The 25,350-nt window shown below is 60.4% G+C and carries 30 protein-coding genes; 9 read left to right on the forward strand and 21 right to left on the reverse strand.

Features of this window, described 5'->3' with window-relative positions; translation table 11 throughout:
• The first annotated feature begins 33 nt into the window (after window positions 1–33).
• Genes ACKOED_RS13150 through ACKOED_RS13160 form a run of 3 tightly spaced genes read left to right on the forward strand, consistent with a single transcriptional unit; the run spans window position 34 to window position 4,364 of the window.
• Window positions 34–2,550 carry an FAD-dependent oxidoreductase gene (locus ACKOED_RS13150; RefSeq protein ID WP_408917050.1) on the forward strand — a complete coding sequence of 839 codons (2,517 nt, stop codon included), beginning with the start codon at window positions 34–36 and terminating at the stop codon, window positions 2,548–2,550.
• 18 nt (window positions 2,551–2,568) lie between these two features.
• Entirely contained in the window at window positions 2,569–3,483 is a 915-nt protein-coding gene (locus tag ACKOED_RS13155; protein WP_408917051.1) for a DMT family transporter, read from the forward strand.
• A complete protein-coding gene (locus ACKOED_RS13160) occupies window positions 3,483–4,364 on the forward strand; it encodes a DMT family transporter (RefSeq protein WP_408917052.1) in 882 nt (293 codons plus the stop codon). The genes ACKOED_RS13155 and ACKOED_RS13160 overlap by 1 nt, the downstream gene beginning before the upstream one ends.
• Here the strand turns inward: ACKOED_RS13160 and gloB are convergent.
• Window positions 4,357–5,130, reverse strand: a complete 774-nt coding sequence (gene gloB, locus ACKOED_RS13165) for a hydroxyacylglutathione hydrolase (RefSeq protein WP_408917053.1) — start codon at window positions 5,128–5,130, stop codon at window positions 4,357–4,359. The genes ACKOED_RS13160 and gloB overlap by 8 nt on opposite strands.
• A 41-nt stretch (window positions 5,131–5,171) precedes the next feature.
• Between gloB and ACKOED_RS13170 the strand changes: the two genes are divergently transcribed.
• From ACKOED_RS13170 to ACKOED_RS13185, 4 genes are all read left to right on the forward strand, one after another.
• Window positions 5,172–5,900: a class I SAM-dependent methyltransferase gene (locus ACKOED_RS13170; RefSeq protein WP_408917054.1), complete on the forward strand. Its 729-nt coding sequence runs from the start codon at window positions 5,172–5,174 to the stop codon at window positions 5,898–5,900.
• Between the two features lie 93 nt (window positions 5,901–5,993).
• A complete protein-coding gene (locus ACKOED_RS13175) occupies window positions 5,994–6,755 on the forward strand; it encodes a chorismate mutase (protein ID WP_408917055.1) in 762 nt (253 codons plus the stop codon).
• A gap of 2 nt (window positions 6,756–6,757) precedes the next feature.
• A complete protein-coding gene (hisC, locus tag ACKOED_RS13180) occupies window positions 6,758–7,858 on the forward strand; it encodes a histidinol-phosphate transaminase (protein ID WP_408917056.1) in 1,101 nt (366 codons plus the stop codon).
• Between the two features lie 5 nt (window positions 7,859–7,863).
• Complete coding sequence (locus ACKOED_RS13185) at window positions 7,864–8,802, forward strand: prephenate/arogenate dehydrogenase family protein (RefSeq protein WP_408917117.1); 939 nt, start codon at window positions 7,864–7,866, stop codon at window positions 8,800–8,802.
• On the opposite strand, the gene ACKOED_RS13190 is transcribed toward ACKOED_RS13185, so the two are convergent.
• Complete coding sequence (locus ACKOED_RS13190; protein WP_408917057.1) at window positions 8,777–9,688, reverse strand: DUF2125 domain-containing protein; 912 nt, start codon at window positions 9,686–9,688, stop codon at window positions 8,777–8,779. The genes ACKOED_RS13185 and ACKOED_RS13190 overlap by 26 nt on opposite strands.
• A 40-nt stretch (window positions 9,689–9,728) precedes the next feature.
• Between ACKOED_RS13190 and ACKOED_RS13195 the strand changes: the two genes are divergently transcribed.
• Window positions 9,729–10,274 carry a gamma-glutamylcyclotransferase gene (locus ACKOED_RS13195; RefSeq protein WP_408917058.1) on the forward strand — a complete coding sequence of 182 codons (546 nt, stop codon included), beginning with the start codon at window positions 9,729–9,731 and terminating at the stop codon, window positions 10,272–10,274.
• Here ACKOED_RS13195 and ACKOED_RS13200 read toward each other — a convergent pair.
• From ACKOED_RS13200 to ftsE, 5 genes are all read right to left on the reverse strand, one after another.
• Window positions 10,247–10,654: a hypothetical protein gene (locus tag ACKOED_RS13200; protein WP_408917059.1), complete on the reverse strand. Its 408-nt coding sequence runs from the start codon at window positions 10,652–10,654 to the stop codon at window positions 10,247–10,249. The two genes, ACKOED_RS13195 and ACKOED_RS13200, sit on opposite strands and share 28 nt — an antisense overlap.
• Window positions 10,655–10,695: 41 nt before the next feature.
• Window positions 10,696–12,939 carry an adenosylcobalamin-dependent ribonucleoside-diphosphate reductase gene (locus tag ACKOED_RS13205; RefSeq protein ID WP_408917060.1) on the reverse strand — a complete coding sequence of 748 codons (2,244 nt, stop codon included), beginning with the start codon at window positions 12,937–12,939 and terminating at the stop codon, window positions 10,696–10,698.
• Between the two features lie 62 nt (window positions 12,940–13,001).
• Window positions 13,002–13,736 carry a lysophospholipid acyltransferase family protein gene (locus ACKOED_RS13210; RefSeq protein WP_408917061.1) on the reverse strand — a complete coding sequence of 245 codons (735 nt, stop codon included), beginning with the start codon at window positions 13,734–13,736 and terminating at the stop codon, window positions 13,002–13,004.
• Entirely contained in the window at window positions 13,733–14,623 is an 891-nt protein-coding gene (locus tag ACKOED_RS13215; protein ID WP_408917062.1) for a cell division protein FtsX, read from the reverse strand. Before ACKOED_RS13215 ends, ACKOED_RS13210 begins: the two co-directional genes overlap by 4 nt.
• Entirely contained in the window at window positions 14,620–15,276 is a 657-nt protein-coding gene (gene ftsE, locus ACKOED_RS13220; RefSeq protein WP_408917118.1) for a cell division ATP-binding protein FtsE, read from the reverse strand. The genes ACKOED_RS13215 and ftsE overlap by 4 nt, the downstream gene beginning before the upstream one ends.
• Before the next feature lie 143 nt (window positions 15,277–15,419).
• Between ftsE and hpt the strand changes: the two genes are divergently transcribed.
• Window positions 15,420–16,007, forward strand: a complete 588-nt coding sequence (gene hpt, locus ACKOED_RS13225; protein ID WP_408917063.1) for a hypoxanthine phosphoribosyltransferase — start codon at window positions 15,420–15,422, stop codon at window positions 16,005–16,007.
• On the opposite strand, the gene ACKOED_RS13230 is transcribed toward hpt, so the two are convergent.
• The 14 genes from ACKOED_RS13230 to flgK form a co-directional block, all read right to left on the reverse strand.
• Entirely contained in the window at window positions 15,975–16,175 is a 201-nt protein-coding gene (locus tag ACKOED_RS13230; RefSeq protein ID WP_408917064.1) for a hypothetical protein, read from the reverse strand. The genes hpt and ACKOED_RS13230 overlap by 33 nt on opposite strands.
• A 46-nt stretch (window positions 16,176–16,221) precedes the next feature.
• Window positions 16,222–16,683 (reverse strand): hypothetical protein, encoded by a 462-nt coding sequence (locus ACKOED_RS13235; protein WP_408917065.1) that lies wholly within the window; start codon window positions 16,681–16,683, stop codon window positions 16,222–16,224.
• Window positions 16,670–17,152: a hypothetical protein gene (locus ACKOED_RS13240; protein WP_408917066.1), complete on the reverse strand. Its 483-nt coding sequence runs from the start codon at window positions 17,150–17,152 to the stop codon at window positions 16,670–16,672. The genes ACKOED_RS13235 and ACKOED_RS13240 overlap by 14 nt, the downstream gene beginning before the upstream one ends.
• Before the next feature lie 6 nt (window positions 17,153–17,158).
• Window positions 17,159–17,527, reverse strand: a complete 369-nt coding sequence (locus ACKOED_RS13245; protein ID WP_408917067.1) for a hypothetical protein — start codon at window positions 17,525–17,527, stop codon at window positions 17,159–17,161.
• 9 nt (window positions 17,528–17,536) lie between these two features.
• Window positions 17,537–18,034, reverse strand: a complete 498-nt coding sequence (locus tag ACKOED_RS13250; RefSeq protein ID WP_408917068.1) for a rod-binding protein — start codon at window positions 18,032–18,034, stop codon at window positions 17,537–17,539.
• Between the two features lie 21 nt (window positions 18,035–18,055).
• A complete protein-coding gene (locus tag ACKOED_RS13255; RefSeq protein ID WP_408917069.1) occupies window positions 18,056–18,460 on the reverse strand; it encodes a hypothetical protein in 405 nt (134 codons plus the stop codon).
• Window positions 18,460–19,221 carry a flagellar biosynthetic protein FliR gene (locus ACKOED_RS13260; RefSeq protein ID WP_408917070.1) on the reverse strand — a complete coding sequence of 254 codons (762 nt, stop codon included), beginning with the start codon at window positions 19,219–19,221 and terminating at the stop codon, window positions 18,460–18,462. The genes ACKOED_RS13255 and ACKOED_RS13260 overlap by 1 nt, the downstream gene beginning before the upstream one ends.
• Window positions 19,218–21,311 carry a flagellar biosynthesis protein FlhA gene (gene flhA / locus ACKOED_RS13265; RefSeq protein WP_408917071.1) on the reverse strand — a complete coding sequence of 698 codons (2,094 nt, stop codon included), beginning with the start codon at window positions 21,309–21,311 and terminating at the stop codon, window positions 19,218–19,220. The genes ACKOED_RS13260 and flhA overlap by 4 nt, the downstream gene beginning before the upstream one ends.
• A gap of 61 nt (window positions 21,312–21,372) precedes the next feature.
• Entirely contained in the window at window positions 21,373–21,639 is a 267-nt protein-coding gene (locus ACKOED_RS13270) for a flagellar biosynthetic protein FliQ (RefSeq protein WP_408917072.1), read from the reverse strand.
• Entirely contained in the window at window positions 21,636–22,043 is a 408-nt protein-coding gene (locus ACKOED_RS13275; protein WP_408917073.1) for a flagellar hook capping FlgD N-terminal domain-containing protein, read from the reverse strand. The genes ACKOED_RS13270 and ACKOED_RS13275 overlap by 4 nt, the downstream gene beginning before the upstream one ends.
• Window positions 22,043–22,447 (reverse strand): flagellar biosynthesis repressor FlbT, encoded by a 405-nt coding sequence (gene flbT / locus ACKOED_RS13280; RefSeq protein ID WP_408917074.1) that lies wholly within the window; start codon window positions 22,445–22,447, stop codon window positions 22,043–22,045. The genes ACKOED_RS13275 and flbT overlap by 1 nt, the downstream gene beginning before the upstream one ends.
• Window positions 22,422–22,802, reverse strand: coding sequence for a flagellar biosynthesis regulator FlaF (gene flaF / locus ACKOED_RS13285; protein ID WP_408917075.1), 381 nt, complete (start codon window positions 22,800–22,802; stop codon window positions 22,422–22,424). Before flaF ends, flbT begins: the two co-directional genes overlap by 26 nt.
• A 22-nt stretch (window positions 22,803–22,824) precedes the next feature.
• The gene (locus ACKOED_RS13290) at window positions 22,825–23,865 is read right to left on the reverse strand and encodes a flagellar hook-associated family protein (RefSeq protein WP_408917076.1); all 1,041 of its coding nucleotides are present in this window, start codon (window positions 23,863–23,865) and stop codon (window positions 22,825–22,827) included.
• Complete coding sequence (gene flgK, locus ACKOED_RS13295; protein ID WP_408917077.1) at window positions 23,865–25,319, reverse strand: flagellar hook-associated protein FlgK; 1,455 nt, start codon at window positions 25,317–25,319, stop codon at window positions 23,865–23,867. Before flgK ends, ACKOED_RS13290 begins: the two co-directional genes overlap by 1 nt.
• Between the last annotated feature and the right edge of the window lie 31 nt (window positions 25,320–25,350).

Raw genomic sequence — 25,350 nt, forward strand, 5'->3', positions numbered from 1 at the left:
CTACCTTTTCTCGCTGTTCCAAGGAACTCTCCCATGAAAACACATGCTCGGGTCGTCGTCATCGGGGGAGGCGTGGTCGGCGTCGGCACCCTCTATCACCTGGCCAGAAAGGGCTGGAGTGACGTTGTCCTGATCGAGCGCAAGGAACTCACCTCCGGCTCGACCTGGCATGCGGCGGGGCTGCTGCCGCTATTCAACCTGTCCTATTCGGTGGGCCAGATTCACAAGTATTCGGTCAATCTCTACAAATCGCTTGAGGCCGAGACGGGCCAGCCGGTGGGCTTCAAGAATGTTTCCAATATCCGTCTGGCGCGCACGCCTGACCGCTGGGACGAGTTCATGTATTATGCGGGCGTCGCCGAGACGATCGGCGTCAAGGTCAACAAGCTGACACCGGCCCAGATCAAGGAGATCTGGCCGTTGTGCGAGACCGATGGCCTCATCGGCGCCATCCAGCACCCGGACGATGGCTATATTCAGCCGGCTGATCTCACCCAGGCCATGGCCAAAGGCGCGCGCGCCCGCGGTGCTGAGATCTACCGCCATACGGTCGTGACCGGCATCGACCAGAAGCCCAATGGCGAATGGATCGTCAAGACCGACAAGGGTGACATCACCTGCGAGCATGTGGTTTCGGCGAGCGGCAATTTCGCCCGCCGGACGGGCGCCATGGTCGGCCTCGATATTCCGGTGATCCCCGTCGAGCATCAGTACATCGTCACCGAGCCGCATCCGCTGATCAGGGAACGTCAGGCCAAGGGCCTGCCGGAGATGGGCGTTCTCCGCGAGGCAGATTCCTCCTGGTACATGCGTGAGGAGAACGGCGGGCTGTTGCTGGGTCCCTACGAGAAGGGTGCCCCCTGCTGCTACATGGATGGCCCGTCCGACCAAAGCGAGTACGAGCTCTTCCAGGAAGATCTGGACCGCCTTGCCCCGCACATTGAAACCGCGATCGCCCGCGTGCCGGCCTTCGGCGAGGTTGGCATCAAGAAGGTCTATAATGGCGCCATTGCCTATACGCCGGATGGTTCGCCAATCATCGGCCCCGCCTGGGACAAGCGGAATTTCTGGCTCAACGAGGGCCATTCCTTCGGGGTGACCGCGGCCGGCGGCGCCGGCTGGCAGCTCGCCGAGTGGATCGTGGAAGGCGAACCATCGATCGACATGATGGGCGTCGACCCCCGCCGCTTCGGCCCTTACGCCACGCGCGGCTACCTGAAGCAAAAGAACGAGGAAGCCTATGCCAACGTCTTCACGCCGCATTACCCGGATGAGGAGCGCGCCGCCGCCCGGCCCTTGAAGCGGACACCCTGCTATGACCGCATGAAGGCCCTGGGCGCGGTTTTTGGCTCCGTCTATGGCTGGGAGCGGCCAGGCTGGTTCGCGCCCAAGGATTATGCTCTGACCGAACAAGAGCTCAACAGCCCTGACGTACTGACAAATCATAATTATGCTCCGCCTACGGATGATGGCCGGATCGTCGAGAAATGGTCGTTCCGCCGCTCGAACTATTTTCGCTTCGTGGGCGAGGAATGCCGCAATGTGATGAGCAACGTGGCGCTCCAGGACATGTCGGCCTTCGCCAAGATGGAGGTTGCGGGCCCCGGCGCGCGGACCTGGCTCGATTCGATCTTCGCCAACCGCATCCCGAAGAAGCGTGGCCGGATCGCGCTCTGCCATTTGCTGACGGTGCGCGGCGGCGTGCGGGCGGAGTTCACCGTCTATGAATGGGCGCCGGAGCGGTTCTACCTGGTTTCAGCCGGTGCGTATGAGCGGCATGACCATGATTATCTGCGAAAGCTCTGCCCTGCCGATGGTTCGGTACGTCTGACGCCGATCACCACGCGTCTCGGCGTGCTGGTTCTCGCGGGACCAAACGCCCGAAAGGTGCTGCAGAAACTTACCGACACCGACCTCTCAAACGAGGCCTTTCCCTGGCTCTCGGGCAAAGAGATCAGCGTGGGCCATTGCTCAGCCCATGCGCTGCGGGTGAACTTCGTGGGTGAGCTTGGCTGGGAATTCCATCATCCCATCGAGCAGCAGGTGGCGCTCTTCGACCTGCTGATGGAGGCTGGCCGGGAATTTGGGATCAGGCCTTATGGCATCAAGGCCATGTCGTCCTTGTCGCTCGAAAAAAGCTACCGGCTGGTGCCGCGCGAGCTCTCCATCGAATACTCCGCCTATGAATCGGGACTTGATCGCTTTGTACACCCCGACAAAGGCCCGTTCATCGGGCGCGAGGCCCTGATCGAAGGTAAGCGGAAAGGCCTGAACTGGAACTTTGTCACCATGGAAGTCCATGGTGTGACCGATCGGGATTTGGATGCGCGTGGCTCGGAACCCATCTACCGCCATCGTGAGCTCATCGGTCGCGCTACCAACGGCGCCTTTGGATTCCGGGTGAACAAATCCTTGGCGCTGGGCATGGTTCGTCCCGAACATGCCGCTGTGGGCACGGAACTTGAGATCAAGATCCTGGGCCAGATGTTCAACGCCACGGTCATCCCAGAAAGCCCCTATGACCCGGAAAACAAGGCGCTGCGCGCCTAGACTCACGAAGGCTCCGTGGTGAACGAGGAACTGCCGCGCTACGGAACGGGCGTTCTGTTTGTCCTGCTGGCCACGGTCGGCTGGAGCCTGGCCGGTGTCTTCGTCCGGTTTCTGCCGGGGCTTGACGGCTGGCAGATCAATTGCTGGCGCGGCTTCTGGATGTCTATCTTTCTGCTCGTATACCTGGTGGCTGTCTATGGCGGAGAAACAGCAAGCAAGTTCCGCCAGATTCCGCTTCCAGCACTGGTGGCGACAGCGGGGTTCTTCACCGCTGGATCGACGCTTTATGTCACGTCACTCACGCTTGCTGGAACCGCCACCGTGTCGGTGATCGGCGCTTTGTCGCCGGTCTTCACCGGTCTTCTGAGCCCGTGGATCACCGGCGAGCGGCCCTCGCTTGCTTCTTGGCTTGCCGCGCTGATGGCGGTGGCAGGCGTGGGCGTCATCGCCTGGGATGGCGTGTCGGCGGGCAATCTGCTCAGCATCTTCGTCTGTCTTCTGGTGCCCGCTTCCTTCGCGGCGCAAACCGTGGCGCTCAGGCGCTACCGGTCGTTCGACATGGTGCCGGCGATCTGTGCCGGTGGCTTCTTCACGTTTCTTGCGGCCGGCGTGCTGGGCTATGTGTTTGGCGGCCATCCTGGGGGTGGTTGGCAGGTCTCGGGCTACGAGATGCTGCTCTTGGCGCTGATGGGTCCCTTGCAGCTCTCGATCCCGCTCGCCCTCTATGCCAGGGGCGCCAGACACGTTCCCGCCGTGACACTGACCATGATCGTCATGCTTGATGTGGTGCTGAACCCGCTCTGGGCCTGGCTTGGCGCTGGCGAGCAGCCGGCGCCATCTGCCTATGTGGGCGGCGCGGTGATCGTGCTGGCAGTGGTGATTGCCATCTTCGGCGACCGCTGGCTCGGCCGCCAGGACATGAGGCCCGCGTGATGGCAAGATCGCGCGCCACGCTGATCGGCTTCACCGCCATTCTGATGTGGGCCTTGTTGGCCATGTTGACTGCAGCGAGCGGCGCTGTACCGCCGTTTCAACTGGCAGCCATGACGTTTCTGATTGGTGGCTTGCTCGGTGCCGTCACCTGGCCTTTTCGAAAGGGTGCTGTTGCGGCACTGCGCCAAGGCCTGCCGGTATGGCTGCTGGGGATCGGCGGTCTGTTCGGATATCATTTCGTCTATTTCAGTGCGATCCGCGCCGCGCCGCCTGTCGAGGTGAGCCTCATTGCCTATCTCTGGCCGTTGTTTCTTGTCGTTTTCACCGCTTTCCTGCCGGGTGAGCGGGTGAAGCTTCACCATATCATCGGGGTGCTGCTCGGCCTGGCAGGCGCCGCGGTCATCATCACCGGCGGACGGGGCGTCGACATTTTCTCCAGCTTCGGCTTCGGGCATCTTCTGGCTTTCGCCTGCGCCCTCATCTGGTCTGGCTATTCGGTGCTGTCGCGCCGTTTCGGGGAAGTTTCAACCGATGTGGTGGCGGGCTTCTGCCTGCTCACGGCGGTGCTGTCGGCCGCCTGCCATGTGATGTTCGAGACCACTGTATGGCCGCAGGATTCCTCGCAATGGGGCGCGGTTCTGTGCCTGGGTCTTCTGCCTGTAGGCGCCGCCTTCTACACCTGGGACTATGGCGTGAAACACGGTGATATCCTGGTGCTGGGCGCGGCCTCCTATGCCTCGCCGCTGCTCTCTACCATGGTTCTCGTGGCGGCAGGCTTTGCGCCCTTCACATGGCCCGTGGTGATGGCTTGCCTGCTGATCACGCTGGGAGCGCTGATCGCGGCGAAGGATATGCTGTTCAGGCGTAAGCCCGCTACTTGAAAGTATCCTTGCGGCGGCGCAGTTCTGCGAAGACCTCGGCATCGGAGGCGCTGTCAAGCTTGAGCGCGCGGCGGATTTCGGCGCTGCCGGTGCGCAGGAAAGGATTGGTGGCAAGCTCCTGGCCGGTGGTCGACGGACAGGTCATCTGGCCTGCCGCGCGCAAGCGGTCCACCTCCACGGCGCGCTGCTGAAGGGCGGCGTTTCCGGGTTCGACCGCCAGCGCGAAACGGGCGTTGGACTGTGTATATTCGTGGCCGCAGAACAGCCGTGTGTCTGGCGGCAGTTCGCCGAACTGGGAAACCGAGCGGTACATTTCGTCCATGGTTCCCTCAAACACCCGTCCGCAGCCAAGCGAGAACAGCGTGTCGCCGGCGAACACCGCCTGGTCCGATGGCAAGTGGAAGGCAATATGACCCTTGGTGTGTCCCGGACAGTTCAGCACTGAGAGCGTGTGGCCGCTCCAGGAGATCTGGTCACCCCCGGAAACAGACTGATCGATGGCGGGGATCTGCGCGGCCTCCGCGCGGGGGCCGATGATGATGCAGCCGAACCGCTGCTTCAGGGCCTCGTTGCCCTCGATGTGATCCTGATGGTGGTGGGTGGTGAAGATATGCGTGAGCTTCCAGCCGCGGGCCTCAAGATGGGAGGCGATAGCCGCTGCATCCGGGGCATCGACGCTGGCCGTCGCGCCGGTTTCGGGATCGTGGAGAAGGAGGCCGTAATTGTCAGACCGGCAGATGAACGGATGAAAGACGATCGGCGTCATGGGGATGCTCTTTTCCGTGAAGGAGGCTATGTTCGGCGCCGATGGATATCGTCGACCTCAGGGAATTCTACAGCACCCGGCTTGGTCTGGCCACCCGCCGTTGCCTCACGGGACAGCTGAAGCCCCGGCTTGCCGGGCTGAGCGGGCGGCGTGTCATGGGGCTTGGCTATGCCATGCCCTATCTCATGGATTGCCTGGACCCCGCCGAGGCGCCGCTGGCCTTCATGATGGCCCGGCAGGGGGTGTTCCGCTGGCCGGAAGACGGTCCCGTCCGCTCCGCCTTGATCGATGAATGCGACCTGCCCCTTCTGGAAAGCGTTGTCGACGTCGCGCTCGTCGTTCACGGGCTTGAACTCACGGATGCACCGCAGGACATGCTTCGGGAGTTGTGGCGGGTCCTGGCGCCACAGGGGCGGCTGTTCCTGGTGGTGCCGAACCGCCGCGGCGTCTGGGCGCGGTTCGACACCTCGCCCTTCGGCCAGGGTCAGCCGTTTTCCCGTCCACAGCTTTCGGCCTTGTTGAAGGAAAGCCAGTTCTCGGTGGTCTCCTGGGCGCATGCGCTCTATTTCCCGCCGTCGACCCGAAGCACGGTGCTGTCCGCCGCTGCAGCCATTGAGGGCATCGGCGCGCGGCTCATGCCCGCGCTTTCCGGGGTCATCATCGTCGAGGCGGTGAAGCAGGTCTATGCGGTCGCCGCGGGCAAACGGGTGCGAAGGCTCTCGCCACGGGTCCGGCCGGCACTTGCTCCTGCGCCCGCCACGCGCCTCTAGCCCGGGATTGCTTTTCCCAGCCCGCCGCCTATGAATAGCGCGCTCGTGGCCTTCCGGCGGCCGGGGCAGAAGTTCAAGCGAGTCCGACCCCTTATGACTGCCCCTCAGCCCGAAAACAGCCTGGACGCTTTGCGGCGCGAGATCGACTCGATTGATGATCAGATCCTTGCCTTGCTGGTGCGCCGCTTTGCGGCGACCGCCAGGGTGGGGGCCAGCAAGGCCATGGACGGGTCAATATCGTCCTCACCGATCCGGCCCGCCCGTGAGGCAACCATGCTCCGGCGGCTTTCTGCGCAGGCGGGTGCAGATATGTCCCCGCAACTTCTGGTGCGTCTTTGGCGTGTGATTCTCTCAGCGTCCAGCCAGTCCCAGGCGCCCATCACCCTCCATATGGACACGTCACTTGGCCAGGATCTTGGTGCCAGGCTTCTGGTGTCCCAATACTTCTGCGACATGGATGTGGAACTTCACGGAACACCGGCGGCGGCGCTGGAGGCTTTGAACCATCGGCGGGGCAATCTTGCGGTGATCGCGGCTGCTTCCGCCTGGCCGGGAAGCGTGTCACAGGCCAATGTCATCGGCGCCTTGCCGTTTGTCAGAAACAGCTCTGAACCGCAGCTCCTGGTGTTCGGCCATGCCGAACCGCAGCCGAGTGGAGATGACGAGACGCTGCTGCTCGCTCCCGCGGGAACGACGCCGCCATCCTCCGCGCTTTGGAACGTGCAAGCTGGCAGCCATATGGTGTTCGCCGTACCCGGCTTTCTCACAATGCAGGCGCCGGTGCTGCAGGATCTGCTGACGCGTTTTCCGGAAACCCGAATTGCCGGGCGCTGCCCGCGCCCCATGAGAGCATGAGCATGACATCGTTGAGCAACCGCCGCCCCCAGCCAAATCCCGGCATACTGGAGATCGCGGCCTATGTCCCCGGCAAGAGCGGCGCCAGGACCGGCAAGGTCCACAAGCTTTCATCCAACGAGTCGCCTCTTGGCGCCAGTCCAAAGGCCATTGAGGCCTACAAGGCGTCGGCGGCATCGCTGGCGCTCTATCCGGATGGTGGCGCGACGCAGCTTCGTGAGGCCATCGCTACCCGTTATGGCCTCAAGGCAGAGAACATTGTTTGCGGCGCAGGCTCGGATGAGCTGCTGCAGTTGCTGGCCCATGCCTATCTGAAGCCTGGCGACGAGGCGATCTACAGCCAATATGGTTTTCTTGTTTATCCGATCGCCATACAGTCCAGCGGCGCCAAATCCGTCATCGTGCCGGAGCGCGACTATCTCGCGGACGTCGATGCGATGCTGGCCTCGGTGACGGCGCGGACCAAAATGCTGTTCCTCGCCAATCCCAACAATCCCACGGGCCGCTATCTGCCCTTCTCCGAGGTCAAGCGCCTGCATGCCGGATTGCCCGCAGATGTGCTTCTGGTGCTCGACGCCGCCTATGCCGAATATGTGAGGCAGAATGATTATGAATCGGGGATTGAACTGGTCGCGACATCGGAGAACGTGGTGATGACGCGCACCTTCTCCAAGATTCATGGGCTTGCGGCCTTGCGGCTCGGCTGGGCGTACTGCCCGGCACATGTTGCCGATGTGCTGAACCGGGTTCGTGGACCTTTCAATGTGAGCGCGCCAGCAATCGCGGCGGGTGCGGCGGCCATCGCCGACCATGATCTTGTTGACCAGGCGGTTGCCCATAATGACCACTGGCTCTCCTGGCTCAGCAGCGAGTTGACCGCGCTCGGGCTGTCGGTCACGCCGAGTGTGGGTAATTTCGTGCTGGTGCATTTTCCCGCGGACGCAAAGCGCAATGCTGCCACTGCCGACGGCTATCTGCAGGAGCATGGCTATGTCGTGCGGCGGATGGATGCCTATGGCCTGCCGGGCGCCCTGCGCATCTCAATTGGCAGTGAAGAGGCGAACCGCGGCCTGGCGGGCTGTCTCAAGGCATTCCTGTCATGACCATGATGTTTGAGCGCATTGCGCTGATCGGCATCGGGCTGATTGGATCCTCGATCGCCCATGACGTGCGCCGCCTGAGGCTTGCGGCGGAGATCACCGGCTACGCCAGAAGCGAGGCGACTCGCAGCAAAGCGCATGAGTTGGGGCTGGTCGACAGAGTCTACCCGACGGCCGCTGAAGCAGTTTCTGGCGCTGACCTGGTGATGCTGTGTTCTCCGGTCGGCACGTATGGTGATCTCGCCAGGGAAATTGCCGCCGCCCTGAGGCCGGGAGCAATCCTGAGCGATGTTGGATCAGTCAAAGGCGCAGTAGTGCGCGATGTCGCGCCGCATGTTCCGGCGGGTGTACATTTCATTCCGGGGCATCCGATTGCCGGGACGGAACAGTCTGGCCCTGAAGCGGGTTTTCCCGGACTCTTCGCCAATCGCTGGTGCATTCTCACGCCACTGGCCGATGCCGAACCGGCGGCAGTGGAACGGCTTGCCGCCTTCTGGCGGGCCTGCGGCTCCAATGTCGATACCATGACGCCTGAGCATCATGATCTCGTGCTCGCCATCACCAGTCATCTTCCACATCTCATCGCCTACAACATCGTGTCCACGGCGGCCGATCTCGAGGAGGTGACCTCGTCGGAAGTTATCAAATACTCGGCCGGTGGCTTCCGCGATTTCACCCGCATCGCCGCTTCCGACCCCACCATGTGGCGCGACGTCTTCCTGAACAACAAGGAGGCGGTGCTGGAAATGCTTGGGCGTTTCTCGGAAGACCTGTCCGCTCTGCAGCGGGCGATCCGTTGGGGCGATGGCGAAACGCTGTTCAATATCTTCAACCGCTCGCGCCAGATCCGCCGCGGCATTATCGCGGCGGGCCAGGATACCGCCGCGCCAGATTTCGGACGCGGCCAGCCGAATACGGGGCTCAATAAACCGGCGGGAGATCGGTGATCTTGAATGGCCCCAGATAGAGCGCGCCGTCCTTGGCGATGACCGATGCCTTGGTCTCGCTCCCCAGCAAGCCAAGCATGGTGCGCAGGTTGTTCGTCTGAGTTTCGGACAGGCGAAGTTGCGGCGCCAACAGGGCAAGCAGCGCATCGATGTCGTTGGTTTCCGCATCGATCTTCCCGGCCAGCCGGCGCTGTTCATCGAGGCTCACTGAGCCCGATCCAGAACAACGGAGCTGGCCTTGCAGCACCTCGATCTGGTCGATCTTCAGGCTGTCATCATCCGGGGCGGTGCCGAGCAAATTTGCCTCTTCAACGGCCAGAGGTGGCTTGCCGGGAGGCTGATAGTTCAGCTTGCTGACTGAGACGGCAATATCGGTTCCATTGACCGCGGCCGGGCGGCTGTGCAGCCGCAGCATCCCTGCCGTTCCGAAGCCGTCAATCACAATCGCCGGAAACTCCGCCGACACCTTGGGCTCGGCGCCGCCATCGAAGGTGATTGCGGCAACCGCACGTTCATGCTTGGCGGTCATGGGTTTCAGGGTACTGGTTGAGATTGTGGTTGGGCCGTCGAGCAGCGCCACGACCTGCCGGGGCGCATAGGCGAGCGCAACAAGCAGGAGATTTTCCGAGCGAGCCTCCGCCTTGCCCGCCAGCATGATGACGGGCGATGTGCAGGTAAGCTCAAAATGGAATGGAAACCCGCCCCAGCTTTCTTTTGCGCAGACAAGTGTCAGCCCCTTCGCGGCAAAGCGCTCGCGCATGTCCTGAAACCGGTCTCTTGCAATACCCGATGCCACGAACCAGTAGATGGTCCAGACCGCGGCAAGAACCAGGACGATTCCCAGAGGCAGGAACATCCGCCATGGGCGGGGGCTGGCATTCGGCATTTGCTCTTTGCTCGTCTTTTGCGTTAGTCAGGCCATCACAATGGATCAGTTCTGGGTCTTTGGCTATGGTTCGCTGATGTGGCGGCCGGGCTTCGCCTATCTGGTAAGCGAAGCGGCCCGTCTGCACGGCTATCACCGCAGCCTATGCGTCTATTCGCATGTTCACCGCGGAACACCCGAGGCGCCCGGGCTGGTGTTGGGCCTTGACCGTGGCGGCTCATGCCACGGCATGGCCTTTCAGGTTGCGCCAGAGGATTGGCCGGCGACGATCGGCTATTTGCGGTCTCGTGAGCAGGCCACGTCAGTCTATCTCGAGCGTCACAAGACGGTGCGGCTTCTGGCCAGCGGCCGTGTGGTGCGGGCGGTAACCTTTCTGGTCGACAGGGCACACCGGCAATATGCCGGTGTGCTGGAGGACGAAGAGATCCTGCGTCTGGTGCGTCGTGGCCAGGGCGTGTCGGGTCACTGCATCGACTATGTCATGAACACACTTAGCCATTTGCGCGAGATGCGAATCCATGACCCGGCGCTGGAGCGCCTGGCACTGCGGCTCGGCAGTCAGGCCGCCAGCAGCAATTCAAGCTGAACCGGTTTTGCGCTGCCCTTTCGTTCGGGCGCCTGCCGTCCCGGTCCAGCCATCGCTTCTTCGATGTCACGCAATATCTCGATGGCCGCCTTGGTATCGCGCGCCAGAAGATGAAGGTGGATTTCTTCCTCGCCTGCCGATGGCGGCGCCATATCAGGGATTTTTCCGTCGACGCCAATCCGTCCGGCACAGATGGCATGCCGGACATTGCCGTGCCGATGCACGATCACAAAAACGGCGCCGGGCACCGGTGGGCAGAGTTCGCGGGAATAGATCGAATGGATAAAGGCCTGGCCGGAAGCGCCCCGCCAATACCAGAAACGCTCAGCGAGACCGATGTCCTGAGGCAGAGAGCTGGAAAGGGAGTAACCGTGCAGCATGAGAACAAATATAGAACATCACATCTCGCTGTCAAGCTGTTTCAACTGCATTTTGAATAGCCACAGGAGAGGCAGGTTGCACAACCCTCCTGGAAGCTGAGCGCGCCACTGCCGCAGCGCGGGCAAACCGTGGCACTGCTGCCGCTCTCGGCTTTCATGAGAGTGGCGGCCTGCGCGGGTGACAGAAATCCGGTGTCGATCATATGCCGTTCGATCACCCCGCCGATCGCCGCCAGCAGGCTCGGCACATAGTGTCCGCCCATCCACTGCCCGCCGCGCGGATCGAAAACCGCCTTCAACTCCTCGACCACAAAGGAGACATCGCCGCCGCGCCGGAACACCGCGGAAATCATGCGGGTCAATGCCACCGTCCAGGCGTAATGCTCCATGTTCTTGGAGTTGATGAAGATCTCGAACGGCCGTCTGACATCGTCAATCAGGATATCGTTGATGGTAATGTAGATCGCGTGGTCAGTCTCGGGCCAATTGAGCTTGTAGGTCATGCCAGGCAAGACGTCTTCACGGGACATCGGCTTACGGCCTTCTTCGGCGGCCGGAATCATTCCTTCGGCCTCAGGCACCGACAGGACCGAGCCGGTGACCGGGTTCGGCCGGAATGTGGTGCAGCCTTTCAGCCCGATGTCGTAGGCGTCTTCGTAGATCGTCTTGAAGTCCTCGAACGGAAAATCGACGGGGATATTGATCGTCTTGGAAATCGCGCTGTCGACGTGCGTCTGCATCACCGCCTGCATCAGGATATGTGCGGATGGATCCAACTGATCGGTGGTGACGAAGGCGGGCGGCAAGGGCGCGTCCGGACCGTGCAACTGCCAGTAAAGCGAGGCCGCATAGTCGGTAACTGTTTCGATGCGGTGCGAACCATCGGGCTGCAGTACCTTGCGCTGCTGGCGGATGCTGAAAATCGGTTCGATGCCGCTTGAGACGTTTCCTGCCAGCAACGAGATCGTGCCCGTAGGCGCGATCGAGGTGAGAAGTCCGTTCCGGATGCCATAACTGGCGATCGAACTCCTCAGTTCTTCACTGGGCTGTGACGCGCCGCCATTGACGGCGAATTTCTCTGCATCGAACAGCGGAAACGGACCCCGCTCGCGGGCCAGCGCGACGCTCGATTCATAGGCGGCAAAAGCGATGTTGCCCATCCAGTTGCGGGCGGTTTCGGCGGCTTCGCGGGTGCCGTAGACAAGCCCGCACATTGCCAGCGCATCCGCCAGCCCGGTGACGCCGAGACCGATCCGGCGCTTGCTGTGCGCCTCCTCGCGCTGCGCAGGCAGCGGATAGTTCGAGATGTCGATCACATTGTCGAGAAACCGGACGGCGGTTGCCGCCGTCTGCCTGAGCGCCGCGAAATCGAAGCCTGAATACCGCTCGAAAGGGGTTGTGACAAAGCGGGTGAGGTTCAGCGAGCCAAGAAGGCAAGCGCCATAAGGCGGCAAGGGCTGCTCGCCGCAGGGGTTGGTGGCGCTGATGGTTTCGCAATAGGCGAGATTGTTCGTGGCGTTGATTCGGTCGATGAAAATCACGCCGGGCTCGGCAAAATCATATGTCGCCCGCATGATCTGGTCCCACAGCTGCGCCGCATTCACGGCTCTGTAGATTTTTCCGTCAAACACCAGCGGCCAATCCTTGCGCTCCTTCACCGCCGCCATGAAAGCGTCGGTGACAAGCACCGAAAGGTTGAAGTTACGCAGCCGGCGGGAGTGCTGTTTGACCTTGATAAAAGCCTCAATATCCGGATGATCGCAGCGCATCACGCCCATCATTGCGCCGCGGCGGGCACCGGCCGACATGATGGTCTTACACATGGCGTCCCACACATCCATAAAGCTGAGGGGACCGGAGGCATCGGCACCGATGCCCTTGACTGCAGCTCCCTTCGGACGGATCGTCGTGAAATCAAGGCCAATACCGCCGCCCTGCTGCATTGTAAGTGCTGCTTCTTTGAGCTGCGTGAAGATGCCATCGAGCGAATCCGGGATCGTGCCCATTACAAAACAATTGAACAGCGTGACCTGGCGGTTGGTGCCAGCCCCGGCGAGGATGCGGCCGGCCGGCAGGAAACGGTAGTCCTCGAGGATGCGATAGAACTCGGAAGCCCGGAAGGCGCGATCCTCGGGCCGTTCAGCTGACGCGACGGCAAGCGCTACCCTGCCCCACGTATCTTCGATCGACGCTTCCTCAATGTCTTCATCGGGGTCATGGTAACGATACTTCATCGCCCAGATTTCCCGGGAAATGGGATCGAGGGGAAAGCGGCCGCTGGTCATCTGCAAACTCCTCTTTTGAGACAGTTTAGCCGCCATCGGTCAGCGAGTCGAGTATTTGTTCACTATTTGTACCTATCGACTTCCGTCCAGCCTTCGGCAACCAGTCGCTCGGTTTCGGTTTCGATAGCGGATTCAAGCTTGGATTGAAAAATTCTGCGGTCAAGTCCGGGCTGAATCGGCGGAAGAAACGAGACTACAATCGTTCCCGGATACCGGAGGAAACTGCGGCGCGGCCAGTAGAGGCCCGAATTGAGGGCGAAAGGAACGCAGGGAACCGACAACTTCCGGTATATGGCTGCCGCACCCGGCTTGTAGTCCGGCGCATCCCCTGGTGCGCGACGGGTTCCCTCCGGCATGATCACCACCTGGCGCTCGTCGTCAATTGCCCAGGCCGCCGCCTTGGTCAGAGAGCGCAAGGCCTGCGCTCCGGCCGATCTCTCCACAGGTATCATCCGGAATTTGAGAATGTACCAGCCGAAGAGCGGGATGTAGGAAAGCTCTTTCTTCAGAACCATCGCCGGATCGTCCAGCAAGGGCAGGATTGCGAAGGTTTCCCAGAGAGATTGGTGCTTGCCCGCGACAAGACAGGCGCCAGTTGGAATATTCTCCGCGCCGCGCACTTCCATCTTGATGCCGGCCACAATCCTGAGCCAGAACAGCGAGGAATTCGCCCACACCCTCAGCGCGCGGACAGACCACCGCCGCGGCGTGAGAAAGAACACCGCACCGAACACCATGAACACGATCAGATTGACGTAGAAGACGATGTTGAAAAGGGCTGATCTGAGGACGATCATGTGATCACTCCCAGCCGCCGCATCAGGGTAACGCGCGCGGTGACGAGGCAGATCAGCGTAGCCGCGACCGGCACGGTCAGCAGAAAACCATAGCTCCAGACTGCGATCCTGGGTGCGGAAAACAACAGGCCGCGGCTCGCCGCGGCCATGCCGGAATCACCGCCGCCGCCGAACAGGCCAAGCAGCAGGAATGTCAGAAGCCCCAGACCTACGCCAATCAGGCCTGACAGCATGCCAGTGCGCAGGAAGCGGCCATCGATCTGCCGGGCGATATAAGAGTCGCGGGCGCCAACCAGATGCAAAAGATCGACGATATGACGGTTGGCCTGAAGAACGGCGCGGGTGGCAAAAACCACGATGGCGATCGCTGAGATGGATATCAGCCCGAGCACAGCATAGGAAAGCACCGACAGCGCCCGCGCCATGCGCGTCAGTTCGGCTTCCCATTTGCGGTGGGTATCGAGCCTTGCGCCCTTGACCTTGGACAGCGCGTTTTCGAGTGTCTGAGTATCGGGTGGATTGTCTGGATCGGCCAGCACCCTGATAAGCCGGGGCAGCGGAAGCCCCTCAAGCGATCTCTTGCCAAGCCAAGGCTCCAAGAGGCGCGCGCTGGCGTCTTCATCAAGCACCTCCACCTGAACCACACCCGGAAAGCCAGATACGATGTCACGCGCCTTTGCCAGTTCCTGCCGGATATCGGCATCCCTCACCATCCGCACTTGAACGGTCATCTCGCGGGTCAATCCACTCGTCCAGTTGGCTACCGCGCGGTCGACCAGTATCAGCGCGCCGATGGCAAGGCACGCGAGATAGCTCATCACCGCCAGGGTGACGGTGAGCGATGTCAGTGACGCCGCGGAGGACGGAATGATGGAGCCCGGCTTCATTGCAGCGTGAGAGCGCCCTCCTCCAGATGCAGCACGGGCCGCTCGGCCTGCCGAATCAGGCTCTTGTCATGCGTGGCGATCAACATCGTCGTACCGAGCCTGTTGAGTTCGAGAAACAGATGCAGAAGCCGCTTGGCCAGAACCGGGTCGACGTTGCCGGTGGGCTCGTCGGCCAGCAGCAGCTGCGGCTTGCCGATCACCGCGCGGGCAATTGCCGCCCGCTGCTTCTCGCCACCCGAGAGCACCGGTGGGAGAGATGTGGATTTTTGAGAAAGCCCCACCCAATCCAGCAAATCCATCACGTCGCGCCGGTAAGAAGACTCAGACTTGCCGGCGATCCGCAACGGCAGAGCGACGTTGTCATAGGTCGACAGGTGATCGAGAAGCCGGAATTCCTGAAACACAACACCGATACGGCGGCGGATCGGCGGCAGCTTATTGTGGCTGAGGTCACCGACATTCTCGCCAAAGATATGGAGGTTGCCACGCGTTGGCCGCAGCGCCAGAAACAGCAGTTTTAGAAGCGAGGACTTGCCGGCCCCTGACGGTCCAGTTAAGAAATAGAAGTCGCCCGGCCGGACCGAGAAACTCACGTCCCTCAGGATTTCCGGGCCGTCGCCATATCTCAGCCCGACGTTCTCCAGCCGCAGCACCGTTTCTTGTTCCCTTCTTTCCGTTTCGTTTAACCATCCGACTTTTAACGAGCTATTAACCCTGTTGCAGATTTCGAGCGTCGGCGGTTGGCCGCTCAAAATCGATTTGCCCGGACCGGCAAAATCGGCTCAAATACCGCCTCATGAGTGTTCTTGACATCGACGGTCATCGCATTGGCGTCCTTTTTCCGGCTGAAGACATCGCTGCCCGGGTCAACGCCATTGCGCGCGATATCGCTGCGCGCCAGCCGGTCAATCTGGTTGTAGTTCCGATACTTAAGGGCAGTTTTGTGTTCGCGGCGGACCTCATCCGCGCCATGCACCATGCTGGCCTGTCGCCAGAAGTGGATTTCATGATCCTGTCCAGCTACCGGAAGTCGACCAAGTCGTCCGGGCAGGTTACGGTGCTACGGGATATCGAGACGGATGTTCGTGGCCGCGACGTGCTGCTAATAGACGACATACTGGAATCCGGACGAACCCTGGCTTTTGCCAAGGACCTGATCTCGGCACGCGGATCCAGGACGACCCTGACGGCCGTACTGCTCGACAAGCCGGGTCACCTTGCGGCCAACATTGTGGCGGACTTTCAGGGTTTCGTCTGTCCGGATAAATTCGTCGTCGGTTATGGTATGGATATGGCACACCAGTTCCGCGAACTGCCCTTTGTTGGCCATGTCATTCCAGAACAACCGGCCTCAGCCAAAACCCGCGCCGAGCAGGAAACCTGAAGACGCGACCAGCGCGCCCAGCAGGAAGCCCGCCAGAATTGCAAGGAAAAACCGGCCCGAATCAGTCTCTTCATGCTGGCTGCGGATATACGCAGCAGCCCGGATGGCGAATGTTTCCAGTTCATTCCGTGGAAGCCCTCTGATCCGTTCAAATAGCCGCTCTTGCATAACTCTGACCCCGTTTACCAGAGACGAGCAAGTTCCGTGCCAGGAATCAGAAAGTCACGAGGAGAAGCGTAAGAACCAGTAGAAACCCCATAAGCGCAGCTAATGCCGGAATGATGGCGATACGCAGTGTTCTGGGCAGCACCGGATAAAGGCTGGTGATGGCCTGTTCTCGATCCTCAAGCGAGGGAGCGAATGCTTCCGGCACGAGCGAAGGATCAATCTTCCGTTCCCGTTGCGCATACATGATCTTGACGCCACTGGTCCGCCGCCTGTCTTCATGTTGCTGCAGATGAAGCGCCGCATCAGCTGAAAGACCGCCGCGCAGCTCCGGCGGTTTTGAGCCATCGGTTTCCTGACGGATCAGGAAATTCCTGATCATCAAGGGGTCATTGGCGAGCCGCATCAGTTCATCTTCGCGGTCGTCGCCAGCCACCCGGCGGATCCCGCTTTGGCTGATGTCTCGAATGGCCTTCGCGGCCTCGGACGGAAAGGGCTCAGTTGCCGCCATTTTCGTTGTTGATGGCCGCGTTGTTGCGAATATCTTCTTTCTTCACATAGCTGATCTGTTCAAACAGGACATCGCGAACGAGCTCATTCCCCAACCGCTCATTGGCTTCCTGGATGATGGCCGCAGTCAGCGCGTCGAGGTCCTTCTTTTTCAGGCGGCGGACGTCCAGGTTGGCATCCACGAAGATTGTGCGGAAGGCGGCATCCTTGAGAAACGGCACCGGATCAGTCTTCTTTTCCTCGAGCGTTGCCTTGTCAGCTGCGAAGGAAAGTTGCATGACCAGATAACCCGTCACATCGCCCTCCCTGATGACGGGGATGCTGATCATGTCAGTCGATATCTGTTCGACGCCCAGGTCGGTTACTTCCTGATTCGTGCTGTCTTGACCGGAACTCAGGAAAACCGATGCGAAAGTCGCGCTGGCGGTCACGAGGATGACCCAGATACCGATCCCAACCAGTTTCAGCATAACGATCTACGATCTGCGGCTGGCAAAGATCCGGGAATAGGTGCCGTCCGACTCCGCCTCTTTGAGGCTTCCAATAATGATGTCGCTCACTTCGCCCAATGCCGCAATATGCAGTTTGAGCAGCCGCGCATTGTCCTGGAGTGTCGCCGAAAGCTTTTGGACCAGTGGTTTCACGGCGTCGATAGCGCTCGGGAGGCTCTCGAAGCGCAACGCCGCCATAAGTTCGCGCAGCGCCTGGTTCTTACGGTCGGTAAAGCCTGCGTGGAGACCCACCCGGTGCTCCTGAAGCACTCTGTTCTCTTCGTCGAGCACTTCAATGAGTTTGGTGAGCGCGTGGGTAAGCGCAGATTTTTGTGAAAGCGCGGGCGATATCATGTCACTCGATCAGCCAGAAAAGGAGTTGATCTTGCTGAGCGAGAAGTAGGGCCATTGGGCTTGCTGTACAGGTGCCTCATCTCGCTGAGCGGATGCCAGCGTATTGGCAATTCCTATGCCGCCCGCGTTGGCATAAACGCCGGCGAGCTGATCAGCCGCCAGCGAGCGCCATACGCCGGATGACGGACCCTCGCCAAAGGCGCCGGAATCCTCGTTGGGCAACAGCGTCTCGAACATGTTGCGCAGCACCATGCGCTCGAAGCCCTGGTAAGCGAGTGCGGCATTGCCCATTTGCTGAGAGGGGCTTACCGAAGCCAAAGGCCCTGACTGCGGCGCGAGCTCATCGAGGCTCGCTGCGACAGTTCCAGTGTTGTTCAAGACACCTGCGAAAACCGGCTCTGGGGATTCCGAGAGTCCTTCCAGCTTGGCAAGGGCGGCCCGTTGCCGGGCTGGATCAGCATTGCGTAAGACATCGACGATAAGATCGGAAGGAAGCGTGACCGCCATGTTCAGTTCCTATGCTTGTGCCTATTCCATCACATCTTGCTTGCCGGAACCTTTTGTCTGCTCCCCTTGCACGGACTCCTGAATCTGCGCTTGTTCCGCCTGCCTTGCCAACGCGTTGTCCAGCACGAGGGCTCGCATCGCCAATGACTTTTGCCTGCCGCGCGACATCAGCACCTCGCGCTGAAGCCCTGCCTTGACGATCCTGACGGCCGCTATTTCGGCTTCGATACCCGCCAAACGGTGCAGCGCCGGCTCGTGAAGCGACAGCACGATCGCTGAGTGGCGGCCGAGCAAGGCATCGAGCTCGCCCCGGTTCGCCTCCAGCGCAGCAAGCTTCCGCTCCTGTTCGAGAAGCTTCAATTCAAGAGAGCCGGCCAGGGCGGCCTGAGCCCGCGCCACCCGCATCAAGCGCTTTGGATCAGCCATCAAAATCCGCCCGAGCGCACCCACGCCTGGTAGGCGCCGAGGAAAATCAGAATCCAATCAATCCACATCAGATAAAACAGCAGAAATCCACCGAGTATCACCGCGCCAGTAGTCGCGTGGTAAACGGAAATCTGCTGAGCAAAACGGTTGCCGAGGCCGAGCGCGAAGTTGACCACGACTCCATAGAGCAGGAATGGGCCACACAGCCGCAACGCCAGAAGCCAGGTCTCAGCGGCCGCTTTCAGCAGATTGGCAGTAATCGCTTCGATCGGCAGCTGCTGCCTAATGGGAATAACATTATAGGATTCGATTACGCCCTTAAGCATCTCAATATGGAGGCCCATGGTCATGATCAGCACCACGGCGGCGGAGGATACAAGCGTGGCGAGCGGCGAGCCGGTATCTCCGTCTTCAAGCGCCAGGCCAGGGATGCCGGCAAGTCCAATGAAGTTTGAAATCGCGGTAGCGGCGAACTGCAACGCCATAAGGAAGAAACGCGCCATCAGCCCAATGGCCGATCCAATCAGAGTCTCCGTGAAGATCATAAAGACCCGTTCATTGGAAGACGCAGACCGGACCGCTTCAGAAAGTTCCGGGAACAGAACAGGTGAAATCGCCGCGGTGACGCCGAGGGTGACGAATAGCCTGATCTGAACAGGTATTCTGAGGCTGGAAAGGCCCGGCGCGAACATCACGCAGCCACCGATGCGGCAGAACAGCAAAAACAGAACGAAGATATCGTCGGTCAGCGGCGCGGTCATGACATGGAGGCCAGAACGTCCAGTTTGACGCTCCGCGATATCTCGATGTGCGACAAGACGGGAAGCGCCGGGAACAAACGGTCGACGATCATTCTCACATATGGCCGGGCTTCCGGAGCGGTGACGAGAGCGAATTGCTCGCCGCGTTCGATGAAGCCCTTCACGCAATTGGTCAGGTCGGTCGCGAATTGCTCGATCAGCCTTGGATCGATATCGAACTCGATCACGTCTCCCTTGCCGTCGCGCTTGAGGCTCTGAATGAAGGAGATATCCCAGCGGTTACCCAGCCTCACGATCTTGACAACGCCGTCCTGGGCGAGATCGCCGCAGATCTGCTGCGCCAACCGCTGCCTGACATGCTCGACGATCACTTCAGGCTTCCGCACATGCGGTGCTACCTCGGCAATCGCCTCGAGAATCAGATGCAGATTGCGCACCGAGACCCGCTCCGACAGGAGCAGCTTGAGGATCGCCTGAAGACCGGAGAACGACAGCAAGGACGGGCACGTTTCGTCGAGAAGCCGCTTGTATTCAGGCTCCAGCCGGTCGGTCAGAGCGCGCAAGTCCTTGTATGACATGAGGCTTCCGAGGTTGCTGCGAATCACCTCCGAAAGATGGGTAAGCATCACCGACATTGGATCGACCGGAATATGGCTATTGGCCCTCAGTTCCGCCGCGAAGACATCGGGATACCAGAGCGCCTCCATGCCGAAAGCCGGTTCGCGCACCTCGTCTCCGGGCAAATCGGGGCGGGGCTTGCTGCCGGGAATGACCAGAACTTCGCCGAGCCGCAGTTCGAAGCTGGCCGCGGTCGTGCCGTGAATCCGGATCGCATAGCTCTTGGGCGCGATCTGCAAATCATCGCTAAGCCTAATGTCAGGAATGACAAATCCGAACTCCTGGGCAAAGCGCCGCCGCATCTTGGCGACGCGGTGGGCCAGCTCGCCATGCGAAATGAGCATGGCGCTTGAGATCTGACGGCCAAGGCGCAGCTCGATCTCCGCCGTTCGAAGCAGTTCGCGTACCGAGTTCCGCTCTTCGTCTTGTTTGGCGGCCTCTTCCTTCTGTTGTTTTTCAACAGCCGCCTTCTGGGTATTACGGTTCTGCCGGTTAACGATAAAGGCTCCTCCCGCCACCAGTGCCGCGAGAGTTGCGAAGGGAAAAAACGGCAGCCCGGGCACCAGCGCCAGGATTGTCAGGAGCATCGCGGCGACGATGAGCGCGCGCGGATAGCCGCCGAGCTGGGTGAAGATAGCCTCTTCGGCAGCGCCGCGATTGCCGCCCTTGGAGACCAGAAGGCCGGCGGCCAGCGAAACGATGAGCGCCGGGATCTGCGTCACCAGGCCGTCACCGACGGAGAGCTTGGTGTAGACGTCGGCAGATTCAGAGAAACTCATGCCATGGCGCGCGACGCCGATGATGATGCCGCCAAAAATATTGACGCCAGTTATGATGATTCCAGCGATTGCGTCCCCGCGGACAAATTTCGAGGCGCCGTCCATTGAGCCGAAGAATGCGCTTTCCTGCTCCAGCTCGGCGCGTCTGCGCCGGGCCTCCTTGTCGTCGATAAGCCCTGCGGAAAGGTCTGCGTCGATCGCCATCTGCTTGCCGGGAATCGCGTCCAGCGTAAAGCGGGCGCCCACCTCGGCGATCCGCGAAGCACCCTTGGTGATCACCATGAAGTTGATTGTTATGAGGATCAGAAACACGATGACGCCAATCACGAAATCGCCGCTCATCACCAGCTTCGAGAATCCGCCGACCATGTGCCCCGCGGCGGTCGGGCCCTCATGCCCGTGCGAGAGTATCAGGCGGGTGGTCGCAACGTTAAGCGCCAGCCGCAGCATCGTGGCGATCAGCAAAACGGTTGGAAAGGCCGAGAAGTCAAGTGGCCGCGGTATCCACAGCGCGACCATCAAGATGACAACGGAAAGCGAGATTGAGAGCGCCAGGCCCATATCCAGCAAAAACGGCGGGATCGGCAGGAACAGAACGATGAGAATCGCGATGATTCCAAGCGCAAATCCGATGTCCCGGTTGCCAGCGGCTGGTTTTGATTCGATTGCACCCCCGCGGGTTACGTCCGTCATTCGAACAATTCTCCAACCAGCTCAGTCTGCGGGCCGAGGCTTGCTCCGGTTTGGAGCAGAATCAAAATCCGGTCTGGATATGAGCGTAAACTTGTTCCGTGAAGCTCATGAGCTGCGCGGCAGCGACCGGCGCGAGCAGGATTAAAGCGGCAAAAACAGCGAGGATCTTAGGCACGAAGGTGAGCGTAGCTTCCTGCACCTGCGTCAAAGCCTGGAAGAACGCAATTATGACGCCGACGGTGGTCGCTGCGGCGATGGCGGGGCCGGACCCCACGATCACCGCCCAGATCGCGTCCTGCACCAGCTTTAGTGCGTCGGCTTCATTCATGCGCCGGCGAGCCTGTAGCCGCCCGCCAGCGGAATCCGCTTGCCGTTATCGAGAACGGCGGTGATTTGGCCACCGGCGTTCTCCATGCTTTCGGCAATGCCGCTGATGGATCCATCAAGGCTGGTGAGTCTCTTGCCGATCAGCGAAGAGGCTAAGCTTGCGTTCGAGGAGGACACTAGCGTATCGAGCTTTTCGTTAAGTCTTATCGATTGCTCGACGTTCGAGAACGATGCAAGTTGCGACAGGGTTTGAGACGGATCGTTGGGATTCATGGGATCCTGGTTCTTCATTTGCGCAATGAAGAGTTTGAGGAAAGCATCGTAGTCCAAAGCCGTCTTGGCGGCGGTCGTTTGCGGAGCTGCGGCGACGTTCGTCGGGGATGCGGTTGAGCTTATGGTTGTCATCAGGCGGCCTCCTCGGCGTGCGTGTTCGCGTTTTCTGGCCGTTTCGCGGGTGAAAAACAGCTTCTAAGATGCTTGAGAGCATCGAAGTAGCGGCCGTCGGAAACCTTCTTGTCCGCAATGTCGATCGCGCTCTTGACGGCTTCGTCGCCAGTGTCTTGCTGAACCCGGAACGAGAGGTGCTTGTAAAGCTCCGCAGTCATGCCGGCATTAGCGGGGTCCATCAGCATTGTCTGGACAACGAAGTAGAGCTGCTTGACTGGCGTTGTTGCCTCTTCCGCCTGCATGACATGATTCTCCAGCAGGAAAGTCACGTCGTTCAGGAATTCAAGGGATGTCCGGCGGTCGACCCTCAGGACGGCGCCATTGACGTAGAGTTTCTCACCGCGCTTCAAATGAATGAACATGCTCAGGCCTTCCCAATCCCTTCCGTATGGTCTCAGAAACCTCGATCAGCGCCGAGAAATCGTCGACACGCCCTTGGCGGATGTCCTCTGCTCGGCGCAGCATCCAGATACCGATAGATATGAGGCTAGCCTTGAGCGAATCCGGAAGCCCGTTTCCCTGATCCGCGAGGTCCTCGAGAAGGATCGTCCATAGCCGGTTGACAAACAGCAGAGCGTCCACCGATTCCCGGGTGCCGCGCCCGGCCTGCTGGGCAAGCCGCAATTTGCTGATAGCGGTGTCAAAAGCGCGCCTCTCATTATCACGGATTTGCTCGGTGGTATCTTCGAGCATCGCTATATAAGTGGATTCGTACACGGTTCTCTTTCCTCGCCGGACGCTATAAGTAGCTTAGTAGGCTCATCCTGCCGATGCGCGCCGTTAGGGCGTAAGAGCTTTCCAACTGGGTCATCAGCAGCGTAACCCGTGTTGCCACTTCATAAGAATCAACGCTTTCCAGAGCCTGAATTGAAGATGTGAGGCTGTTCTTCTTCTCGATAAGCAGGGGCTCCGAGTCCTTCAGCGTGGCTTGTCCGAAACCGATGCGCGTCTGTTCCCGGCCAATGGCAATCTGGGTCTCCGAAATCTTTGCAAGCGCAGCGTCGACGGCGGCCTCGAATGCTGCGGTGCTGATCTTCGACTCGCCCAGCACATCGACGATGCTCAGCGACTGCGCCAGTTTGCGGGAGAATTCGGCATTGGCGCTCGCCGAGAGACTCAGGTTCTGGTCTGGAGAGAGCCGGAAGCCCTGAGTCGTGTCGGTGGCGTTTGACCACTCGGCGGCCCAGCCCGCGCCGTTAAACACAGCATCCAGAGATTCTTCGATGAAGCTCTCAATCTGAGGCTTGGCCAGAGAGGCTGCAGCGGGATCATCGGGCGGGAAGCCGAACTCCGCTTCAAACGCGGCCACAACCGCGAGTCTCGGGCCGTCCTGGTAGGGCTTTAGCGGAGCTGTGTCAACATTGAGGCCGGAAAAGAGGTATTGGCCGTCATGGGATGCGGAGAGAATGTCCTGCATCGCATCGATTGATGAAGCGGCGGCGGTTATCGCGACGCTCCGGCCATTTTCGCCGTTCCTCGCGGCTGTAAGGGTGGAACGGAACTTTTCCGATAGCGTGTTGAGCGCTGTCAGCGAGGTCTGTGTGATGTCGGCCTTTGCCGCCGCTTGCTTCATGCTCGCAATCGAGAACTCCGCCGCGGAGAGCTCTATCCTCATCCGGATACTTGACCCAGTTTGAGCTCCCAGAGCTATGCCTATATCGGCATGACGGCCTGTCGACGCTTCGGTGTGCGCCTTTTCCAGCCGCGTCTGCGACTGCGCAATTGAGAAGCGCGAGGCATGAAGCAGCAGCCGCGAAGGAATATTGCCGGGGAAATCCATCAGCTGACCGCCTCCATCAGGCTCGCCAGCATCGAGTCGACGACCGTAAGTACCTTTGACGAAGCCTGGTAGCTCTTCTCCAGATCGAGAAGCGCCGCCATCTCCTGATCGATATTGACGCCGGTTACCCGGGCGAGTGAGTCGGAAGCCCGCGCGGCGATCGACTGCGACAGATCAAGGGATCTCTGAGCAGTCTGACGCTGGGTTTCGACCCATGATGCGGATTGCAGACTTAACGTTTTAAGCGAGATGTTTCCGCCCAGGCCGCCCAAAACCGGGAAGTTCTGAACGGCGTCCAGCGAGTCGGCGAGTTCCTTGATCCGGGTCTGGAATCCCGCGTGGCCATTGGCATTCACGACATAATCCGGGCCTCCAAAACCGCCGTCTCTCAACAGAAGAATGGATCCGCCGTGATCCGGGTCCGCCAGCGGATTTATCTTTATGGCGGCAGCAAGGCCATGGTTCGGATTACCCAGATCCGGTACCGATCCAGAGGCCTTGAAGAGGCCTTCCACGGTGGAAAGGGATGGAGCAGTCTCAGAGAACGCCCGCACCAATCCTGCTGCAATTTGATCCAGCTGCGATGACAGCTGGGGGGCGGTCACGTCCCGCACCATTGCATAAACCGCTATCCGGCCATGAGACAGAGGCATCGGCGCGCCCGCCCCAGTCACGGGCACGCCATCGATTATCAGAGAGTTGCCGGTTATGCCTGGCTCCAGATTGTCCGCCGGAAGGAAGCTCACATGACGGGGGCTGGCCTCGAACAGCACGGCGCCGCCTTGAGCGTAGATCAGTACATCGTTGTTGGGACGCATGACTGTCCGAATGCCAATTTCCTCCGAAAGCAGCTTTAGAACGCTGTCTCGCTGGTCTAAGGCGTCGAGAAGCTCGTCCGGAGTTCCCTGGCCGCGGACTACGCTGTCGTTGAGGACTTTGAACTGCGCCAGCAGATTGTTGATCTTCTCGGCCGATCCCGCCATGGCCTTGTCGGCTTCCTCGCGGATCGAGCGGATCTCGGCAGATGCTCCGTTGAGCTTGCTTACCAAGCTCTTTGCTGCTTCCAGCACTCCGCCGCCGAGAGTCGTGCTGGCCGGGTTTGTTTCGTAGCTCTTCAGCGCCTGCTGGAGCTTGCCGACCGCCGCGGAAATTGAAGAGTCGTTTTCAGGATCGCCAGTAAGTCCACTCATGCGCTGCAGGGCGTCGATGAGCACTTGTTTGCCGGCAGCCTCGCTGCCCGACGAAAGGAGTCTTTCCAGGAGCTGCTTGTCAGCGCTGCGGTTGATGCGGGCGACAGCCGGATTTCCAGATGGAAAAGTGGCGATCTCGGCGCTCCGGCGGGCGTAGTTCTCGTCGCTGGCGGAAGCGACGTTCCGAGATACGACAGCGGACTGCGCGGCGCTGAGCGAGAGCCCTGCAAGCGTGGAATTGAGCGCCGTCGAGAGATTTGCCATTATTGGGGCCTCATGCCGCCATCAGGTGGAC

The sequence above is a fragment of the Aestuariivirga sp. genome (assembly GCF_046093005.1).
Lineage (GTDB): Bacteria > Pseudomonadota > Alphaproteobacteria > Rhizobiales > Aestuariivirgaceae > Aestuariivirga.

Excerpts from the sequence above, each read along its gene's own strand:
- ACKOED_RS13150 (WP_408917050.1), top strand. The coding sequence starts at position 34 with ATGAAAACACATGCTCGGGTCGTCGTCATCGGGGGAGGCGTGGTCGGC.
- ACKOED_RS13160 (WP_408917052.1), top strand. The coding sequence starts at position 3,483 with ATGGCAAGATCGCGCGCCACGCTGATCGGCTTCACCGCCATTCTGATG.
- gloB (WP_408917053.1), bottom strand. The coding sequence starts at position 5,130 with ATGACGCCGATCGTCTTTCATCCGTTCATCTGCCGGTCTGACAATTAC.
- ACKOED_RS13170 (WP_408917054.1), top strand. The coding sequence starts at position 5,172 with ATGGATATCGTCGACCTCAGGGAATTCTACAGCACCCGGCTTGGTCTG.
- ACKOED_RS13175 (WP_408917055.1), top strand. The coding sequence starts at position 5,994 with ATGACTGCCCCTCAGCCCGAAAACAGCCTGGACGCTTTGCGGCGCGAG.
- hisC (WP_408917056.1), top strand. The coding sequence starts at position 6,758 with ATGACATCGTTGAGCAACCGCCGCCCCCAGCCAAATCCCGGCATACTG.
- ACKOED_RS13185 (WP_408917117.1), top strand. The coding sequence starts at position 7,864 with ATGTTTGAGCGCATTGCGCTGATCGGCATCGGGCTGATTGGATCCTCG.
- ACKOED_RS13190 (WP_408917057.1), bottom strand. The coding sequence starts at position 9,688 with ATGCCGAATGCCAGCCCCCGCCCATGGCGGATGTTCCTGCCTCTGGGA.
- ACKOED_RS13195 (WP_408917058.1), top strand. The coding sequence starts at position 9,729 with ATGGATCAGTTCTGGGTCTTTGGCTATGGTTCGCTGATGTGGCGGCCG.
- ACKOED_RS13200 (WP_408917059.1), bottom strand. The coding sequence starts at position 10,654 with ATGCTGCACGGTTACTCCCTTTCCAGCTCTCTGCCTCAGGACATCGGT.
- ACKOED_RS13205 (WP_408917060.1), bottom strand. The coding sequence starts at position 12,939 with ATGACCAGCGGCCGCTTTCCCCTCGATCCCATTTCCCGGGAAATCTGG.
- ACKOED_RS13210 (WP_408917061.1), bottom strand. The coding sequence starts at position 13,736 with ATGATCGTCCTCAGATCAGCCCTTTTCAACATCGTCTTCTACGTCAAT.
- ACKOED_RS13215 (WP_408917062.1), bottom strand. The coding sequence starts at position 14,623 with ATGAAGCCGGGCTCCATCATTCCGTCCTCCGCGGCGTCACTGACATCG.
- hpt (WP_408917063.1), top strand. The coding sequence starts at position 15,420 with ATGAGTGTTCTTGACATCGACGGTCATCGCATTGGCGTCCTTTTTCCG.
- ACKOED_RS13230 (WP_408917064.1), bottom strand. The coding sequence starts at position 16,175 with ATGCAAGAGCGGCTATTTGAACGGATCAGAGGGCTTCCACGGAATGAA.
- ACKOED_RS13235 (WP_408917065.1), bottom strand. The coding sequence starts at position 16,683 with ATGGCGGCAACTGAGCCCTTTCCGTCCGAGGCCGCGAAGGCCATTCGA.
- ACKOED_RS13240 (WP_408917066.1), bottom strand. The coding sequence starts at position 17,152 with ATGCTGAAACTGGTTGGGATCGGTATCTGGGTCATCCTCGTGACCGCC.
- ACKOED_RS13245 (WP_408917067.1), bottom strand. The coding sequence starts at position 17,527 with ATGATATCGCCCGCGCTTTCACAAAAATCTGCGCTTACCCACGCGCTC.
- ACKOED_RS13250 (WP_408917068.1), bottom strand. The coding sequence starts at position 18,034 with ATGGCGGTCACGCTTCCTTCCGATCTTATCGTCGATGTCTTACGCAAT.
- ACKOED_RS13255 (WP_408917069.1), bottom strand. The coding sequence starts at position 18,460 with ATGGCTGATCCAAAGCGCTTGATGCGGGTGGCGCGGGCTCAGGCCGCC.
- ACKOED_RS13260 (WP_408917070.1), bottom strand. The coding sequence starts at position 19,221 with ATGACCGCGCCGCTGACCGACGATATCTTCGTTCTGTTTTTGCTGTTC.
- flhA (WP_408917071.1), bottom strand. The coding sequence starts at position 21,311 with ATGACGGACGTAACCCGCGGGGGTGCAATCGAATCAAAACCAGCCGCT.
- ACKOED_RS13270 (WP_408917072.1), bottom strand. The coding sequence starts at position 21,639 with ATGAATGAAGCCGACGCACTAAAGCTGGTGCAGGACGCGATCTGGGCG.
- ACKOED_RS13275 (WP_408917073.1), bottom strand. The coding sequence starts at position 22,043 with ATGACAACCATAAGCTCAACCGCATCCCCGACGAACGTCGCCGCAGCT.
- flbT (WP_408917074.1), bottom strand. The coding sequence starts at position 22,447 with ATGTTCATTCATTTGAAGCGCGGTGAGAAACTCTACGTCAATGGCGCC.
- ACKOED_RS13290 (WP_408917076.1), bottom strand. The coding sequence starts at position 23,865 with ATGGATTTCCCCGGCAATATTCCTTCGCGGCTGCTGCTTCATGCCTCG.
- flgK (WP_408917077.1), bottom strand. The coding sequence starts at position 25,319 with ATGGCAAATCTCTCGACGGCGCTCAATTCCACGCTTGCAGGGCTCTCG.